14 protein-coding genes are annotated in these 16,513 nt (G+C 71.7%); 6 read left to right on the plus strand and 8 right to left on the minus strand.

The features are described from left to right. Positions 1–7: 7 nt before the first annotated feature. From ACFYXU_RS24220 to ACFYXU_RS24240, 5 genes are all read right to left on the minus strand, one after another. On the minus strand, positions 8–574 hold the full coding sequence (locus ACFYXU_RS24220; RefSeq protein WP_389459897.1) for a HutD family protein: 567 nt from the start codon (positions 572–574) through the stop codon (positions 8–10). 158 nt (positions 575–732) lie between these two features. Further along, complete coding sequence (locus ACFYXU_RS24225; protein WP_389459899.1) at positions 733–3,270, minus strand: discoidin domain-containing protein; 2,538 nt, start codon at positions 3,268–3,270, stop codon at positions 733–735. A gap of 157 nt (positions 3,271–3,427) precedes the next feature. Then, complete coding sequence (locus ACFYXU_RS24230) at positions 3,428–3,757, minus strand: excalibur calcium-binding domain-containing protein (protein ID WP_389459901.1); 330 nt, start codon at positions 3,755–3,757, stop codon at positions 3,428–3,430. A gap of 53 nt (positions 3,758–3,810) precedes the next feature. Then, positions 3,811–5,400: a prepilin-type N-terminal cleavage/methylation domain-containing protein gene (locus ACFYXU_RS24235; protein WP_389459903.1), complete on the minus strand. Its 1,590-nt coding sequence runs from the start codon at positions 5,398–5,400 to the stop codon at positions 3,811–3,813. 77 nt (positions 5,401–5,477) lie between these two features. Continuing rightward, positions 5,478–6,110, minus strand: a complete 633-nt coding sequence (locus ACFYXU_RS24240) for a hypothetical protein (RefSeq protein ID WP_376639150.1) — start codon at positions 6,108–6,110, stop codon at positions 5,478–5,480. 305 nt (positions 6,111–6,415) lie between these two features. Between ACFYXU_RS24240 and ACFYXU_RS24245 the strand changes: the two genes are divergently transcribed. Together ACFYXU_RS24245 and ACFYXU_RS24250 are read left to right on the plus strand one after the other, a co-directional pair. Then, complete coding sequence (locus ACFYXU_RS24245) at positions 6,416–7,630, plus strand: hypothetical protein (protein WP_376517744.1); 1,215 nt, start codon at positions 6,416–6,418, stop codon at positions 7,628–7,630. 284 nt (positions 7,631–7,914) lie between these two features. Then, positions 7,915–9,903: an FG-GAP-like repeat-containing protein gene (locus ACFYXU_RS24250; RefSeq protein WP_389459906.1), complete on the plus strand. Its 1,989-nt coding sequence runs from the start codon at positions 7,915–7,917 to the stop codon at positions 9,901–9,903. A gap of 145 nt (positions 9,904–10,048) precedes the next feature. Here ACFYXU_RS24250 and ACFYXU_RS24255 read toward each other — a convergent pair whose 3' ends face one another. The 3 genes from ACFYXU_RS24255 to ACFYXU_RS24265 form a co-directional block, all read right to left on the minus strand. Then, positions 10,049–10,603: a PadR family transcriptional regulator gene (locus ACFYXU_RS24255; RefSeq protein ID WP_376516370.1), complete on the minus strand. Its 555-nt coding sequence runs from the start codon at positions 10,601–10,603 to the stop codon at positions 10,049–10,051. Between the two features lie 177 nt (positions 10,604–10,780). Then, positions 10,781–11,605: a prepilin peptidase gene (locus ACFYXU_RS24260; RefSeq protein WP_389406241.1), complete on the minus strand. Its 825-nt coding sequence runs from the start codon at positions 11,603–11,605 to the stop codon at positions 10,781–10,783. 148 nt (positions 11,606–11,753) lie between these two features. After that, the gene (locus tag ACFYXU_RS24265) at positions 11,754–12,113 is read right to left on the minus strand and encodes a type II secretion system protein (RefSeq protein ID WP_389406242.1); all 360 of its coding nucleotides are present in this window, start codon (positions 12,111–12,113) and stop codon (positions 11,754–11,756) included. A 253-nt stretch (positions 12,114–12,366) separates the two neighbouring features. On the opposite strand from ACFYXU_RS24265, the gene ACFYXU_RS24270 reads away from it, so the two are divergent. The 4 genes from ACFYXU_RS24270 to ACFYXU_RS24285 all read left to right on the plus strand — a co-directional run bounded on the left by ACFYXU_RS24270 (position 12,367) and on the right by ACFYXU_RS24285 (position 16,480). After that, entirely contained in the window at positions 12,367–14,196 is a 1,830-nt protein-coding gene (locus ACFYXU_RS24270) for a GspE/PulE family protein (RefSeq protein WP_389406243.1), read from the plus strand. Positions 14,197–14,316: 120 nt separating this feature from the next. After that, complete coding sequence (locus ACFYXU_RS24275; protein WP_376516379.1) at positions 14,317–15,528, plus strand: type II secretion system F family protein; 1,212 nt, start codon at positions 14,317–14,319, stop codon at positions 15,526–15,528. After that, positions 15,525–15,959 (plus strand): type II secretion system protein, encoded by a 435-nt coding sequence (locus ACFYXU_RS24280; protein ID WP_389459909.1) that lies wholly within the window; start codon positions 15,525–15,527, stop codon positions 15,957–15,959. Before ACFYXU_RS24275 ends, ACFYXU_RS24280 begins: the two co-directional genes overlap by 4 nt. Then, entirely contained in the window at positions 15,956–16,480 is a 525-nt protein-coding gene (locus ACFYXU_RS24285; RefSeq protein WP_384569119.1) for a prepilin-type N-terminal cleavage/methylation domain-containing protein, read from the plus strand. The genes ACFYXU_RS24280 and ACFYXU_RS24285 overlap by 4 nt, the downstream gene beginning before the upstream one ends. Positions 16,481–16,513: the final 33 nt, after the last annotated feature.

The following is a 16,513-nucleotide window of genomic DNA, read 5'->3' on the forward strand; positions in this document are numbered from 1 at the left end:
CCCGTACTCACCGCACGGGTGCGACGTCCGCCCACAGGGCGGCGGCGCCGGGGGCGAGCGGCTCGAACGCTCCGCCCGGCGCCCCCTCCTCCCCGTCCCACCACACGCCCTGCCCGGCCTCCAGCGGGGCGGCGGCGTCCCCGGACCGCCACCGGCCGCGCAGCACAAGGAGCACCCCGGCGTGTCCCTGGGGCGGCACGACGGGGCCGGTGATCCGCCGGACCCGGGCCGTCCAACGGTCCCTGCGCACCATGAGGTTGAGCACCCGGCAGGGCCCGCAGCGGAGTGCGGCGACGAGCTCCAGGTCTCCGGCGAAGGCCAGGGGCTCCTCCGGGCGCGTGGTCCGGTCGAACCCTCCGGCGGCCGTCAGCCGCACCCCGTCGCCCGCGAGGAGGGTGAGCGTCCGGTCCACCCCGGGGAACGCCGAGAACGGCCCGTCGCCGTCGATGTCGGCGACGCTCGCCCGCCACTGGAACGCCTCGGCGCCCCGGGGCCACGAGACGATCTCCCGGGTGGTGCCGCCCCCGTTCTTCCAGCGGCCCGCCGTCAGGGTCTCGACGTCGAAGCGGTGCATGGGGACTCCCGGGCCGTGTGCGGTACGGGCGCGGATCGCGCCCGTACCGCACAATCTACGGCCGGACCGGCGACGTACGACGAGCGGCGTCCGCCGCCGCCGGGTGTTCCCGGCCGGTGGCGGACGCCGCTCGCGTCCCGCTTCCCGCTGCCCCGCCGTCAGGTGACGGTGATGAAGCGGGCGGTGCTCGGCACCCCCTGGGCGTCCAGGGCGAAGAGCATGTAGGTGCCGGGCAGGACCACGCCCGGGTCGGCCGGGAGGGAGACGGTGTACGAGCCGGGCGCCACGGCCGTGGAGGCCAGCGGGACCCGCCGCTGGTCGTTGTCCGTGGAGTGGGTCGCGGCCGCCGCCCGCATCAGGACGAAGGACGCGACGGGCCCCCCGGTGCCGACGGTCAGCGAGCTGCCGGCGGCGGCCCGGGGCGGCACCCCGCCGGTGATGACGGGACGCGGCTTGGGCGAGCCGTCCGCGTTCAGCAGGTAGGGCGGGGTGAACACGGCCCCGTCGGCGTGGTTGGTGGCGCAGTTGCCGCACAGGCCGCCGCCGCCGGAGAAGATCCGCCCGTCGGGCAGCAGGTTCGCGACGCTGTGGTAGTTGCGCGGGACGGCCATCGTGGCGAGCGGGGTGAAGCGCCCGGTCGCCGGGTCCCACAGCTCCGGGGTCAGCACGGAGGTGGCGTCGCTGAACGGTACGGGGTAGGACTGCCCGCCGAAGACGGCGACCTTGCCGTCGGGCAGGACCACGCTGTTGGCGAAGGCGCGGGGGTAGGTCATGTCGCCGGTGCGCGCGGCCTCGGCCCGGTCGCCGTCGACGCCCACGGTGTACGCGCGGCGGGTGGCGGGCACGTTGTCGTACGCGGGCGAGCCGCCGAGGGTGAGCACCTTGCCGATGTCGTACGGGACGGCGTTGCCCGTCATGGCGTCCTGGCTGTCGGCCCGGGTGCCGGCGGAGGTGATGCTGCCGTCCCCGGTGGTCGTGATCCAGTTCATCTGCTTGCTGGGGCCGAGCTGGAGGACCTTGCCTCCCGAGGTGGCGTACAGCCACATGTGGTTGTCGGCGCGGTAGGCGCCGCGGGGGTCGGCCGTCATCGCCGGGACGGCGGGGACGCCCGGGAGCGTGCGCCAGGTGCCGGTCTCCGGGGACCAGACCTCGCCGGACTTGTCCCCCGCGGTGCCGCTCCAGGAACCGCCGAGGACGAAGGCCTCGCCGGTGGAGAGCAGGGTCATCGCCTGGTAGCCGCGCGGGATGTTCATGCTGCTGGTCGCGGACCAGCTGTCCGTGGCCGGGTCGTAGATGCTGGCCTTCTCGGCGTTGCTGCCGCCGGTGACCAGGACCCTGCCGTCGGCGAGCATCGCTATGCCCGGACAGAACATGTCGTGGCCGGTGTTGTCGATGCGGCGCTGGGTGACCCGGCCCGTCTTGAGGTCCAGGATCGCGGTCTGCGTGTAGCCCAGGCTGCCGCCGAAGCGGTCGAACCCGTACGCCGACCAGGCCAGGAGCTTGTCCCCGGGCAGGACGGCGGTGGCCACCGGGACGAGCGGGAAGCCGGTGATCCGGCCCCAGGAGCCGTGCACGGCCGGGGCGGCCGGACCGCTCAGGCGTATCTCGGCGGCGGCGGTCCAGGGCCCCCGGTTTCCGGCCTCGCGGGACACGGTCAGGCGGATGTAGCGGGCGTCGACGGCACGGGTGAAGGTGGCGGTCTTCACGGTGTCGTCGTCCCGCCAGCTGCCCGCGGCGACCGGCGCCCCGAAGGTGGTGCCGTCGGTGCTCGTGGTGACGGTGTAGGTGCCCACGCGCCCGTTCACACCCGCCTTGCGGGGCTGGTAGACGAGCGCGGAGACGGTGGTCGTGCGGTGCGTGTCGACGGTGATGCTGTGCGGCAGCGGGGCCGGGGTCCCGGACCACCTGCTGTGCCAGTAGGTGTCGAGGTCGCCGTCGAGGACGTTCGCCGCGCGGGCGTTCTCCCGGGCGGTCTCCTCGTCGCTCGCCGTGGCCGTCCATCCGGTCCGGGGCAGGTCGACGGTGGCCGCCGGGGTGCCCGGGTCGCCGAGGAGGTTGAGCTCCGCCGCGGAGGTCCACGGACCGCGCTTGCCGGCCTCGGTGACGGCGGTGAGCCGGACGAACCGGGCGCCCTGCGGGGCGAATCCGAGGGTCTTGGCGACGGAGTCGTCCGCGAGCGTGCCGGTGGCGACCGGGGCGCCCCAGTCCAGGCCGTCGACGCTCAGACTGATGCTGTACTCACCGAGGCGCCCGTTGGTGCCGACGATGCGGGGCTGGTAGACGAGCGCCGAGACCACCGCCGTGCGGTGCATGTCGACGGTGATGCTGTGCGGCAGCGCGGCCGGGGTGCCGGACCACCTGCTGTGCCAGACGGTGGTGGTGTCGCCGTCGAGGACGTTGGACGCGCGGCCGTTCTCCGCGGAGGTCTCCTCGTCGCTGGCCGTGACGGTCCAGCCGGTGCGGGCGAGTACGGGGGCGGAGGGCTCCATCGCGTTCGCCGGGACCAGGCCGTGGTGGGGCGGCGGCTTGGACGCCGACTGGGCGGTGTCCGTGGGCACCGGCCGGGGTATCGCACCGCCGCTCCCCGCTCCCGGGCTCGCCACTCCGAGCCAGGGGGTGACCCCGACGAGCAGTGAGCCGAGGCCCAGCGCGACGAGTATCGGGGCGCGACGGACGCGTATGCCGCGGGACTGCAAGCGGACCTCCTGGCGGGGCATGAACCGGTACGGGCCCCTAGAAGATAGGCCAGAACGCGGCGGGCCGATCGCCGAACCCCGGAGAAGGCCCGAACCCGCCCCGGGCGGACGTGAAGGGGCCCCCGCCGACGGTCAGGTCGGCGGGGGCCCCTTCGGGTCACGGTCGCTTCTTCGGCGACGGTTCGGCCCGCTGCTCCGCGACCGGCGCGCCGTCCTTGTCGGTCACGAAGTCGCGGTGGACCGGCGTCTTGTCCGTCGGCCCGGGGAGCTTCGGGCAGGCGATGCCGTCGCCGTCCCGGTCGAGCCCGTTCGGGTCGAACATGTCCGCCCGCAGCACCGCCTGCGCGTCGGCCTGGCTCGTGAACGCCTCGCAGTCGATCACGTGGCCCTGGCGCACGTACGGCGTGACGTCGAACGAGCGGGCCGGGGCTTCGGTGCCGGAGCAGGCGGTCAGGGTGAGGGCGGCGATCGTGGCGAGGGCGGCCACGAGAGGACGGGGACCTCGGAACAGGTGTCGGGTGTGTGACTGGTCTCGCATGGTCAGGCCGATCCCGTCCGGAACACCGCTGCCGTTCCAGCCGGATCGAGCGCGTACACCTTCGCCGTCTTGTTGTTCACCGCGAGCGCGGTGAACTGAGTGGGCGCGCCCAGCGGAGCCTGCGTCAGGAGCGTGGTGCCGTCGGCCACGGCGAGGCCGCCCGGCGCCAGGACGCTGCCGCTCTTCTCGTCGGCCAGGTACATCTGTGCGGCGAAGATCCTGTTGGCGCTGTTCAGCACGGCCAGCTTGTGTGTGGAGTTCCCGATGTTCGACAGGGCCGGGCCGCAGACCGACGCCTGCTTGCCGGGCTCCGTCCCTGCGATGCGGAGAACGAGGCCCGCGCTACCGCCGCAGCGCGCCGGGGCGTTCACACGGGAGTAGACGTAGACCGTCCCCGTCGCGGAGCTGTAGACCGCGGTCTGGGGAGTGGCCTGCGTTCCCGCCGGGTCGTCGATCGGCGTCGCGGTGCCGTTGACGGGGTTGATGGCGATCGTCGTCGGAACACCGGTCCTCTGACCGCCCGGAACGCACCTCTGGGCAAGGAGGTAGACGAGGTTCCGGCTCGGATCGACCACGGTGCTGCCACGAACGGTGCCCGCGACGAGGTAGTTCCCGGGATAACTGGTTCCGCAGGACGTCTTCGTCCGGAACTTCCAGGTGAGTCTGGCCTCGTGGGTCTTCGAGGAGATGGCGTACAGGCCGATGCTTGCGGCGTCACTCTCGCCGGTGCCGATGTTGCTCTTGGCGAGGTACACCGCGTGGCGCGCGGCGTCGAAGGCGAAGTCCGTGCCGTTGGCCGGGTCCGCGACTCCACCGACGGGCAGCGGGATCGGCGTCGCCTTCGAGCTGCCGGCCGCGATGTAGGCGACCGTCGAGTTGCCGAACGTACCACCGGCGACGTAGACGTCACCGTTCTCGGGCGAGACGGCGACGGCGCTCACCGTCTCGGCGAAGTCGATGTGGGTCACTCGGTTGGCGTTGGCCGTGTCGATGACGGCGAGACCGCCCGTACCCCCGACGTAGACCTGTCCCGTTCCGGTGTTGACCGCGATCCTGGTCGGATTCGACACGGCACCGGACACGTCGATCGGTGCCCCGAGCGGGGTGTCGGTCTTGCCGTCGATCACGGTCACGTTGGTGCTTCCGGAGGCCACGACGTACACGCGGTCGGCCTTCTCGTCGACCGCGAGGTCGACCGGATCCGTGCCCACCGGGATCCCCTTCGCCCCGCCCTCCAAGGGGGAGGTGCCGTACAGCGTGAACGACGAGCTGGCCCCCTGGCCGCACTTGTTCTCGTTGCCCACCGCCACCATGTTGTAGCTCGGCTCGCCGACCAGCAGCCTGTCGGCCTTCAGCTCCTCGATCGACGCGTAGCGTCCGTGCTTCGCGCAGTAGGTCTCCTCGGCCGTCCGCAGGGTCGCCGCGTCCGCGGCGACCGCGTTCTCGCGGCCCTTGTCGCCGATGCCCCTGACGGAGAACACCACGACGGCGGCGAGGACACCGAGGATCACGATGGCCACGAGCAACTCGATGAGCGTGAAGCCGTCCTGGCGTCTGGCGCGCAAGGAGAACAGGCGAGGGTCCGGTGTCATGGCGGTCGGGGCTTCCTTCGATCGATGGGTCACGTCCGGCCCGAGCGCACGCACGAGCCCTTGCCGCGTGACGGTGTTCACCGTCGGACCGGCATGTTGTCCTTGGGTCCCGGCAGGTCCGGGCACGCGACGCCGTTTCCGTCGTCGTCGAGGCGGTTCGGGTCGCCCGGCTCGAAGCGCAGGACGGCCTGTGCGTCCGCCTGGCTCGCGAGGTCGGAGCAGTCGTAGGCGTCATTGCCGAAGCGCAGGAACCAGCGGGCGTCGAAGGCCCGTTTCGGCTGCGGGCACAGCGCGCTGCGTGTGGCGCCAGGACCGCAGGCGGCCTTCTCCGTGACGGGAACCGGTCGGGTGTCACGCGGTTCCGGCAGCCCACGACACGCGACGCCACCTCCGTCGTCGAGGCGGTTCGGATCGCGGGGGTTGGCCCGCAGTACCGCCTGGGCGTCCGCCTGACTGGCGAAGTTGTCGCACTCGAAGGCGTTGCCGTGGGTGGCGTACTCCTTCGCGACGAACACCTCGTTGTTCGGGCAGAGCGCGGAACGCGGGGTGCCCGGCGTGCACCACTCCCGTTCGGGCCTCTGGGCCCGGGGGTCGGAGTCCGAACCGCCCCGCACCAGCACCACCACGACCAGCGCCACCGCGGCCAACACGAGGACCAGCGCACCCCGCCAGATCGCGCGTGAGCGCGACGGTCTGCTCTTCACTGCCATGTGACGCCTCTGCTCATCGTGCCGCCGGCCCTTCCCCTTGCGTGCCGCGGCGGGCCGACGGCACACACCCGTCGGCCCGCCGCGGGCTGGACGTGTGCATTACACCCACAGCGAGCAAAGTTGTCAACGATTGACTACTGAGTGATCACGTGAGCACCATCTAGGCGTGTGCGGCACGGTCTCGCCGAGAGGTTGCGCAGATGCATAAGAGATTCCGGACATCCGCTCATTCTCTCCGGTAGAGCTCCACCTCACCGGTCGCCAGCAAAAGAAACAACAAGGAGTAGCAAATGCAAAGACAGTCCATGCGATCCCGGACCGGCTCGCGCTCCGGACTCGGCGCGATGCGCCGCCTCCGCAACGCGTTCGCGGTGGGCGCCCTGGCCACGGCGCTGATCGCGGCCGTGGCGCCGGCGGCATCCGCCACGACGGATTCGGAGGTCGGAATCGCGAACAACATGTATCCGGCCGTCAAGGACATGAAGAGCCGGATCGCGACGATCGAGGGCTTCACGGCATTCACCGCGAACAACGCCTCGCAGGTCGGCGGGTTCTGGAACAAGCCGGCGATCGACACGTCGACGATGCGGGGCATCACCTCGGGAAGCCTGCGTCAGCAGCTGAAGAGCGCCGGTCCGTACACCACGTGCAACCCCTCCTCGTCGAACAACTGCGTCGACGGCCCCCTGCACATCGACGCGTTCCTGTCCGCCGACGAGGCGAACGTGGACGCGGTCATCCCCACCGCGAACGGCGGGACGTGCACGGCGAGCGCGACCGTCCAGTGCAACGGTGATGCCAACAGCAAGCGCCCCGTGGCGATCGGGCACCTGGCGATCTACAGCTGTGACGGCAACTGGGCCGGCTCGACCAAGGGCGACGACCCGTCCAACGGCGCCACCCCGCCGCTGGCTCTCGGTGCGGACGCCAACGGCAGCGGCAACGGCAAGGCCCAGTCGCCCCGTTGTGACGCCTCCCCGGTCTCCGGCGGCGCCCCGACGACGGTCGCCGGCCTCGTGACGTGGCTCGGGACGAGCGGGCGCCGCGTCGCGGTCGCCGACCCGGCCTCCGCTCCGTTCGGCGCGGCGTCCAAGCAGGCGCTGATCCAGAACGGGTTCACCTGGACCGAGACCGGTGCGGGCCAGAACGTGTACCGGGGCAGCGCGTGCGACACCGCGGGCACGGCCTGCAAGGTGCGCATCGAGTCGGGCATCAGCCAGGTCCGTGGCGCGGTGACGGCGAACGCCGGCGGGAACACCCAGCTGGGACTCGTCGCGAAGTCGAACGTCGTGAACGTGAGCTGGACGTCGAGCTCGCTCAACGGCACCACGGGCAATGACCCCAACGTGTGGACCGAGGTCGACTCGAGCGAGTACTCCGGCTACGGCGACATCGAGCAGTTCGGCGTCGCGCTGACCGGTGGCCACGCCGGTGCCGCGACGGCCTGGAGCGACCTGTTCCGGAACAAGTGGGACACCGACAGCACCATCCAGTCGACTCTCGCGGCCTACGGCTACTAGGACCACCGAGCAAGAGACAGCGGACCACCGGCCGGGCGCGGACAGCGCCCGCCGGTGATCCCGGACCGCCGGCCCTCGCCACCGGTCCCACCACGCCGGAGGACGCGGGCCGCACCCCCTCGCTTGAGTTGTCAGTCACTGACTAGCTGAGGGCCGGGCGCTGTCGCCCGGCCACGCGTGTCGGCCGGATCGTCGACGGCCGGCACGCCACCTCACTTCTCGACGGTCGCGCCGCCGTGCGTCACCGACTCTCCGTTTTCCAGGCCCACAGGAGGGGCCTCCACATGAGCAGATCACCACGTCGTCACCTCACCCCGGACGGTGGCCCGACCGCGGTCACGCGCGTCAGGCCGCTCCGGCTCCCGGCTCTCGCCCTGGCGGTGGCGACCGTCGTCCTGGCCGCCACCCCGGCCGTCGCGGCCGGCGCCAACACGACCGGCTTCGGCACCGCGGTGAACCTCGACGACAACGGCCGCGGCGGCTCCGCCGTGGCGATCGGCGATCTCAACGGCGACGGAACTCCCGACCTGGTGACGGCGATCCGCGCCGAGGGCCTTGGCGTGTTCCTCGGCTCGGGCGGCGGCGCCTTCGCAGCGGTGACGAAGTACGCGGCTCCGCGCACCTCGTCGAGCCTGTTCCTCCACTCCGCGGTCATCCGCGACATCAACGGCGACGGCCACCAGGACGTCGTCAGCCAGGACGCGCGCGGCAACGTCGCCCTGGTCTGGCTCGGCGACGGATCCGGCGCCCTCGGCGCCGGGTCGGTCGTGCAGCTCAACCCGACGGCCGGGTGCGACACCACCGGCGGCAACCCGTGCGTCGTGCGCTTCCCGACCGACGCCGTCGTCGGCGACTTCGACGAGGACGGCAAGCCCGACCTCGCGACGTCCAACACGAACACGCACAACGTCTCGGTGGTGGCCGGCCACGGCGACGGCACATTCGGCGCGGCGACGCAGTTCGCCCTGGGCACCGGCACCGGCCCGCAGGGCGTCGCGGCCGCGGATCTCGACGGCGACGGGCATCTGGACCTCGTCACGGCGAACACCGCTAACAGCACGCTCTCCGTGCTGGCGGGCGACGGGCACGGTGGCTTCGGCACGCCGTCGAGCATCCCGGCCGGTGTGACGCTGCCGTCCGAGCTCAAGCTCGCCGACGTCGACGAGAACGGCACGCTGGACGCCGTCGTCGCCGCGCCCGGTGTGCCGGGACGTGTCGCCGTCCTGCCCGGTGACGGCGCGGGCGGGTTCGGCACCGCGAGCGTGTTGTCGGCAGGGGCCAACCTCACCTCCGTCTCGGTGTCCGACCTGAACGGCGACGGCCACACCGACCTGGTCGCCGCCAGCTCCGAGTCCAGCGAGATCGTGGTGCTCGAAGGCGACGGCACCGGCGCGTTCGGCAGTCCCCTCACCTTCGGCCTCGACGGCGGCAGCAACCCGCAGGCCGTCGCGGTGGCCGACCTCGACGGCGACGGGCGTCCCGATGTCGTCACGGCCAACAGCAACAGCCTGTCGTCGTACGTCAAGGACGCGTCGGTCCTGTTCAACGCCACGAACCGGACGCCGACCGCGGCGAACGAGTCGTACGGGAAGATCGGCGCCGACTCCCCGCTCGTCGTCGCCTCCCCCGGTGTCCTCGGCAACGACACGGACCCCGACGGCACCACCCTGACGGCCTCCGTCGTGGCCGGGCCCGCGCACGGCACGCTCACGCTCGCCGCCGACGGCTCCTTCAGCTACCAGCCGGCTGCCGGCTACGTCGGTGCCGACAGCTTCACGTACAAGGCCACGGACGGCACGGTCGCCTCGAACATCGCGACCGTGACCCTCAACGTCTCCGCCGGCTGCAACGGTCTCGCCGCCACGATCACCGGAAACGGGAGCGTGAAGGGAACCAGCGGCTCGGACGTGATCGTGACCGGCAACGGGAACGACAGCGTCAGCGGGAACGGCGGCAACGACACGATCTGCACCTTCGGCGGCAACGACGCCGTGGCGGCCGGCGGCGGCAGCGACTACGTCGACGCCGGTGACGGCGCCGACTCCGTCACCGGAGGCAACGGCATCGACGTCCTCAAGGGCGGGGCCGGCAACGACGCGCTCTCCGGCGGCAACGGCAACGACACCGTGGTGGGCGGCTCCGACAGCGACACCCTGGCCGGTGGCAGCGGTGCGGACCTCTGCGCCGGCGACGCCAACGGCGGTCCGACGCTGCCGGGTACGGACAAGATCGCGGTCGGCGGCTCCTGCGAGACGGTCGTCGAGGTCCCGTAGGGCGGCGAGCCGCTCAGGGCGGCCGCCTCTGACGCGCTGACGCCCTGACGTAGGAGAGAGCACGTAGGAGAGGGGCTCGGCCGTCGCGGAGACGCGACGGCCGAGCCCCTCTCCGCCCGTGTCCGTACCGGACGCGGGCGTGACGTCAGCCCGACGTGACCGAGGGCCGCTTGGACTCGGCGTCGACGTCGACGGCGTCGAGGAACCGGCTCGCGGCGCGGACGTGCTCCAGCCGCCAGGCGTAGATCGCGCGGGTGAGGTAGTCGCCGGTGTGCTCCTTGGCGCGCAGCGACTCCTCGATCTCGCCGATGACGACCCGCTGCCGCTCGACGAGGCGCGTCGGGCTCGCGTCGCGCCGCTGGAGCAGCAGGAGCTTGCAGGTGAGCTCGGCTCGTACGTCGAAGAGCTGGACCACGGGTTCGCTGAGCCACCGGCTGACCGAGGCCTTGGCCGAGCGGGTGGCGGCGTAGATCATGCGCTGCGGTCCGCGGTTTCCCTCCTCGGCGCCGACGGGCGTGATCAGCTCACGCTCGACGAGCCGCGTGATCGACCGGTACACCATGGGTCGCGAGATGTACCAGAACTCACCGATCTCCGCGCCCTCCGCGGTGAGGGAGGCGATGGCGAAGCCGTGGGTGGGGCGTTCGGCCATGAGAGCGAGCACAATCCACTCGGCGAGTGGCAGGTCAGGTTGTCCCATGGCCCTACCCTAAGGGGCCCCGCTGGGGTGGGCGATGTTGCCCCGGCCCGGTTCAGGAGGGCGGGGACGGGGAGCGGATCGCACCCCCGTCGGGGCTGTCCGGCCCGCCTCCCCCGCGCCCGAAGCGGGAGGTACGGAGCCGCGGTCGTGCCCGCCCCGCCTCCGGCCCCGGGAGGGTCACGGCCGGTGGTCGACCGGGGTCAGCGGTGCCCCCGTCGCGTACGGGTCGCCGAGCGTCTCGTACCAGTGGACGACGGGAGCGCCGACGAGGAGCGCGGTGACGGCCCCGGCGGCGAGGAACAGGCCGAAGGGGAGGCGGGTCTTGCGGGTCGCCCGCCCGGTCGCGATGAGCGCGACGCCCACCAGCAGCCCGAGTGCGCTGCCGGCCAGCAGCGCGAAGACGAGGTGCGAGGGGCCGAACCAGCCGAGGCCGGTGCCGAGGAGACCGGCGAGGCGCACGTCCCCGAATCCGAGCCAGGCCGGCCGTATCTCGTGCAGGGCGAAGAAGACGGCGAACGCGCCGACGCCGCAGGCGGCGGTCACGCCGAGCCGCTGCCACTGGCCGGTGACCGCCGCGGCCCCGAGCAGGCAGGCGGCGGTGAGTCCGAGGGTCGGGTAGACGAGCCGTCGCGGGAGCAGGAAGTGCTCGGCGTCGCAGGCGGCCAGGGCCAGCAGGCCGGAGGTAAAGACCAGGGCGGCCGGGAGGACTTCGGACCGGCCGAAGCGCAGCGCCTCCGCGACGAACAGGAGCGCGGTGAGTGCCTCGACGAGCGGGTAGCGCGCGGGGATCGGGGCCCGGCAGGCGCGGCAGCGGCGGCCCAGCAGGAGCCAGGACACGACGGGGATGTTGTCCCGGGCCGCGATCGGGGTCTCGCATCCGGGGCAGGCGGAGCGGGGCCGCAGGACCGAGCGGCCGGCCGGCACCCGGGACACGGCGACGTTGAGGAACGACCCGACGGCGAGTCCCAGCAGACCGATGATCGCGACATATGTGGATGACATAGGCGCAATCGTGCCGTACCGCTCGCCTCTCTCGCCACGGGGCTGGACGCTTCGAGGCGCAGGGGTCAAGGACGTACAGCGGGGCACGTGGCGCGCACACCGGTGCGCCGGGTGGCGCTCGCGCTGCCACCCGGCGACGATCCCCGCGTCAGGAGCAGGTGGTGCCCAGCGGCTTGATGTTGTAGTCGACGCCACCGCCCACCAGCTCGACGTCGTACCACTGGGAGGGGCCGGACAGGTACTGCTCCTTCAGCGTGTCCATTTCGACGTACTTGCCGTGGGAGGCGTAGTAGGCCTCCTCCGCGGTCGCGATCGTGGCCTTGTCGGTGTCGCAGGCCGAGTCCTGCCCCTTGTCGTTGATGCCCTTGACGGAGAAGACGACGATGGCGGACAGGACGCCGAGGATCACGATGACCACGAGAAGCTCGATGAGCGTGAAGCCGGCCTCCGCCGTCTCGTTCAGCGCGCGCGTGCGACGGCGCAGCTTGCCTTGCAGGTAAGTGGACATCTTTCTCCATCTACGGCGACCGGTTCAGCGGAACCCGGTACTAGTAACAACCTGATTAATCAGCGGGAGACTACTCATCGTCGGGTGCGCACACAAGAGGCGGCTGCGGCACTTATCGCCGAATCGGTACGGCAGATGACAGGCCGGAGCCGTGATGTAGTGTGCAGCTGACTATTCAGTGACTGACTGTTCCGTGAGGTGCTCGCGGCACGCGATCGGGCGCTGATCCGGATGCGCGAATGGGGTGGGTTCCATGGCGAATCGCCGGCTTCTCCGGCGTCGCGGGGCGACGACGGGACCTGCGGGCGAGGACGGGACCCTGCCCGAGGGAGCGGGAGCCCCCGCCCCCTCGGACGGACCGCTCCACGGCGGGACGTCCGGCACCGCGCGGCCCTCACCCGAGGGGCGCGACCGGCCGCGCCTCGGGGAACTCCTCGTGGAGCGCGGACTGCTCACCCCCGCGCAGGTCGACGAGGCGCTGTTGCAGCAGTCGGCGTCGGGCAAGCGGCTCGGTGCGCTGCTGGTCGAGCTCGGCATGATCGACGAGCGGTCCCTGATCGAGGCGCTGTCGGTCCGACTCGACGTCCCGGTCGCCGATCTGCGGCAGAGCGAGCCCGATCCCGAGGCGGCCGCCCGGGTGCCGGAGGCGCTGGCCCGCTCGCTGGGCGTCGTCGCCGTGCGGCGCTCCGAGGGCACCCTGCTGATCGCGGCCGGCGACCCGACGGACCCGCGCGTGCTCGACGAGGTCGGGCGGGCCGTGGCGCCGGACCGGGTGCGGCTGGCGATCGCCGCTCCCTCGGACATCCGGCGCTCGATCGACAGCGCCTACCGGGCGCTGGCCGGCGTCAGCAGTCTGGTCGAGGCCTTCGAGGCGACCGAGACCGTCCGCAGGGCCGCCTCCGGCGCCAGGGTGGTGAGCGAGGACGCCCCGGTCGTGCACCTGGTCAACCTGATGCTGACCCAGGGCCTGCGCGACCGGGCCTCGGACATCCACATCGAACCGCACTCCGACCGGGTGCGGGTCCGGTACCGCATCGACGGCGCGCTGCACGACGTGCTGAGCCTGCCGGAGAACATGGGCCCGTCCGTGGTCAGCCGGATCAAGATCATGGCCAACATGAACATCGTCGACAAGCGGCGCCCCCAGGACGGGCAGATCGCCACGGAGATCGACGGCAGGTCGGTCGACATCCGGGTCGCGACCACCCCCACCATCTGGGGCGAGAAGGCGGTGCTGCGGCTGCTCGACAGCAACCGCACCCTCCTGCGGCTGGCCGAGCTCGGCATGCCGGCCGCGACCTACGAGCGGTTCTCGTCCCTGCTCCGCTCCCCGTACGGCATGGTCGCCTGCGGCGGACCGACCGGCAGCGGCAAGACGACCACCCTGTACGCCACGCTCGGCGAGCTGAACCAGAGCGAGCGCAACATCACCACCATCGAGGACCCGGTGGAGTACGTGGTGCCGTCGGTCAACCAGATCCAGATCAACGAGCAGGCGGGCGTGTCGTTCGCGACCGGGCTGCGCTCGATCCTGCGGCAGGACCCCGACGTGATCCTGGTCGGCGAGATCCGGGACGGCGAGACCGCGCGCATCGCCGTCGAGTCCGCGCTCACCGGCCACTTCGTCCTCTCGTCCATCCACGCCGCCGACGCCTGCTCCGCGCTGCACCGGTTCACCGACATGGGCATCGAACCGTTCCTGATCACCTCCACGGTCTCCGGCGTGGTCAGCCAGCGCCTGGTGCGACGGATCTGCGACCAGTGCCGCGAGCCCTACGAGCCGGGCGTGGACGAACTGGCCTTCTTCGCGAAGGCCGGCGGATCCACCGACGTCGGCTTCTGGCAGGGCCGGGGCTGCAACTTCTGCTCCCGGACCGGCTACCAGGAGCGGATCGGCGTCTTCGAGCTGCTGGTGATGAGCGACCCGGTCAAGCGGCTGCTCGTCGAGAAGGCCCCCGTCAGCGCCCTGCGCAGGGCCGCCCGCGAGCAGGACATGGACAGCCTCCTGGACGGCGGCGTCCGTCTGGTCGAGGAGGGGGTCACGACCATCGCCGAAATCATGTCCAGCGTGTACGTGGTCTAGCCGGAGGCTCGCGGCACCCGGCACCCCGGATGCCGGACCCCCGCGGCACCCGGCGCCCCTGATGTCGCACCCCCAGACCCACGACCCGACCCCCGACACGGAATCCAGGAGAGCACCGGCATGGCCACCTTCAAGTACGTCGCGGTCGGGCCGGACGGAAGACAAGCCACCGGCGTCCTCACGGGCTCCAGTGTCGACGGCGTGACCGACAGCCTGGCCCGGCAGGGCTACGACGTCCGGTCGGTGAAGGCCGCGGGCCGCAATCTGCTCCAGCTCGAACTCACCGCGGAGAAGGTCGACCTGGTCGAACTGAGCAACTTCTCCCGCCAGATGGCCGCCTTCATCAAGGCCGGAGTCCCCCTCCTGGACGCCCTGGAGATCATCCGCGCCGAGACCAAGGACAAGAAGCTGGCGAAGCTTCTCGTCGACGTCATGGACCAGCTGCGGTTCGGCGAGAGCTTCGCCGCGGCGATGGCCGCCCACACCAAGGCGCTCCCGGCGTTCTACGTCTCCGTGCTCCGCTCGGCCGAGGCGACCGGCGAACTCGACGTGGTGATGGCCCAGTTGGGTCGCTACATCGAACGGGACGTCGAGGGGCGGCGCACCATCCGCTCCGCCCTGACCTATCCGAGCCTGGTGATGGTCCTGGCCATCGCCGTCATCCTCGTCCTCGTCGTCTTCGTGCTCCCCCGGTTCAAGCAGTTCTTCGCGTCCTTCCACGCGGAACTCCCGCTGCCGACCCGGATCCTGCTGGGCTTCACCGACTTCGTCACGGACTGGTACCCGGTCATCCTCGGTGGGCTCGCCGCGCTCGTCGTGGCCGTGGCCGCCGGTCTGCGGACCGAGCGGGGACGCTTCCTGCGCGACCGCTTCCTGCTGGCCCTGCCCGTGGCGGGCGACGCCGTCCGCTCCATGGTCATCGAACGGTTCTGCCGCATCCTGACCTCGATGATCAAGGCCGGCGTGCCCATACCCGAGGCACTCGGCCTGGCGAGCGCGGGTGCCAACAACCTGGTGTACGAACGGGCCATCGGGAGGGCCCGGGTGGAGATGCTCGAAGGCGGCGGCATCTCGGGACCGATCGCCCGCACCAAGCTCTTCCCCGGCGCGGTCACCCAGATGATGCGGGTGGGCGAGGAGACCGGAACGCTCGACGACCAGCTGGAGAACGTCTCGGAGTTCTACGAGAAGGAACTCCAGTACAAGCTCAAGCGGCTGACCAGCCTGTTCGAACCGGCCATCGTGATCATGGTCGGGGTGGTGGTGGGGTTCGTGGCCGTCGCCCTCCTCTCGGCGATCTACGGCGTCTACAACCAGGTCGAGGTCTCGTGACCGGCCCGGCACGGCGCACCTGGCGTCCCCGCGGCGATGAGGGCGAGACCCTGGTCGAGGTCCTCGTCGCCGTGGTGCTCATGGGCGTCGCCTTCGTCACGGTCCTCGGGGGCCTGGGCACCGCGATCATCAGCTCGGTCGCGCAGGAGAGGCTGACCGGCGCCGACTCCGTGGTCCGCACCGCCGCCGAGCGGATCGTGAGCGAGCCGTACGTGTCCTGCGCCGCCGGCTACCCGACTCCCCCGCCCCCGCCCGGTTTCACCGTGACCGTCGAGATCGCGTACTGGGACGGGGTGGGCTCCTTCGGCCCGTCCTGCCCCGCGGCCGACACCGGGGTGCAGAAGGTGACGCTCACCGTCCACCAGACCGGCCCCCGCGCCGTCGAGGAGACGACGCTCGAGGTCGTCAAGCGGGAGTCGATGCTGTCATGACGGCACGACGACGCACCGGACGCCCGGAGTCGGGGTTCACGCTGACCGAGCTGCTGGTCACGATCGTCATCGTGGGCATCATCGCGGTGGTGCTGCCCCGGGCCATCGTCCTCGGTCTGCGGTTCACCGCGGACACCGGGAAGCGGGTGGCCGCCACCGGCGCGCAGGCCACGCTCAACAGCTACTTCTACGGCGACGTGCGCAGCGCGGACGCCGTCACGACCGACCCCGCGTGCGGCGTCACCGACGTGATCGTCCACCTGCGGCGTACCGACACCGACGTCGTCTACGCGTACGACCGGCCGACCGGCGTCCTCCACCGCGTGACGTGCTCCGACGGAGACGTCGTCACCACGTCGCTCGGCCGGTTCGACCCGGCCGCGCCGAACCGTCCGGTGACTCTGAGCTGCGGTGCCGAGACCCCGTGCACCTCGCCCCTGGAGGTAACACTGACCGTGCAGAGCAACCCGGCCGCGCCCCCGACGGCCCTCACCGCCGTCCGCAGGGCGAGCGCCTCATGACGGGCCGCGGGCATCAGGGCCACCTGACACCGG

Origin of the sequence: Streptomyces sp. NPDC002232 (assembly GCF_042890295.1) — a bacterium.
Classification (GTDB): domain Bacteria; phylum Actinomycetota; class Actinomycetes; order Streptomycetales; family Streptomycetaceae; genus Streptomyces.

Excerpts from the sequence above, each read along its gene's own strand:
- ACFYXU_RS24245 (WP_376517744.1), top strand. The coding sequence starts at position 6,416 with ATGCGATCCCGGACCGGCTCGCGCTCCGGACTCGGCGCGATGCGCCGC.
- ACFYXU_RS24285 (WP_384569119.1), top strand. The coding sequence starts at position 15,956 with ATGACGGCACGACGACGCACCGGACGCCCGGAGTCGGGGTTCACGCTG.
- ACFYXU_RS24265 (WP_389406242.1), bottom strand. The coding sequence starts at position 12,113 with ATGTCCACTTACCTGCAAGGCAAGCTGCGCCGTCGCACGCGCGCGCTG.
- ACFYXU_RS24220 (WP_389459897.1), bottom strand. The coding sequence starts at position 574 with ATGCACCGCTTCGACGTCGAGACCCTGACGGCGGGCCGCTGGAAGAAC.
- ACFYXU_RS24235 (WP_389459903.1), bottom strand. The coding sequence starts at position 5,400 with ATGACACCGGACCCTCGCCTGTTCTCCTTGCGCGCCAGACGCCAGGAC.
- ACFYXU_RS24260 (WP_389406241.1), bottom strand. The coding sequence starts at position 11,605 with ATGTCATCCACATATGTCGCGATCATCGGTCTGCTGGGACTCGCCGTC.
- ACFYXU_RS24250 (WP_389459906.1), top strand. The coding sequence starts at position 7,915 with ATGAGCAGATCACCACGTCGTCACCTCACCCCGGACGGTGGCCCGACC.
- ACFYXU_RS24275 (WP_376516379.1), top strand. The coding sequence starts at position 14,317 with ATGGCCACCTTCAAGTACGTCGCGGTCGGGCCGGACGGAAGACAAGCC.
- ACFYXU_RS24255 (WP_376516370.1), bottom strand. The coding sequence starts at position 10,603 with ATGGGACAACCTGACCTGCCACTCGCCGAGTGGATTGTGCTCGCTCTC.
- ACFYXU_RS24270 (WP_389406243.1), top strand. The coding sequence starts at position 12,367 with ATGGCGAATCGCCGGCTTCTCCGGCGTCGCGGGGCGACGACGGGACCT.
- ACFYXU_RS24240 (WP_376639150.1), bottom strand. The coding sequence starts at position 6,110 with ATGGCAGTGAAGAGCAGACCGTCGCGCTCACGCGCGATCTGGCGGGGT.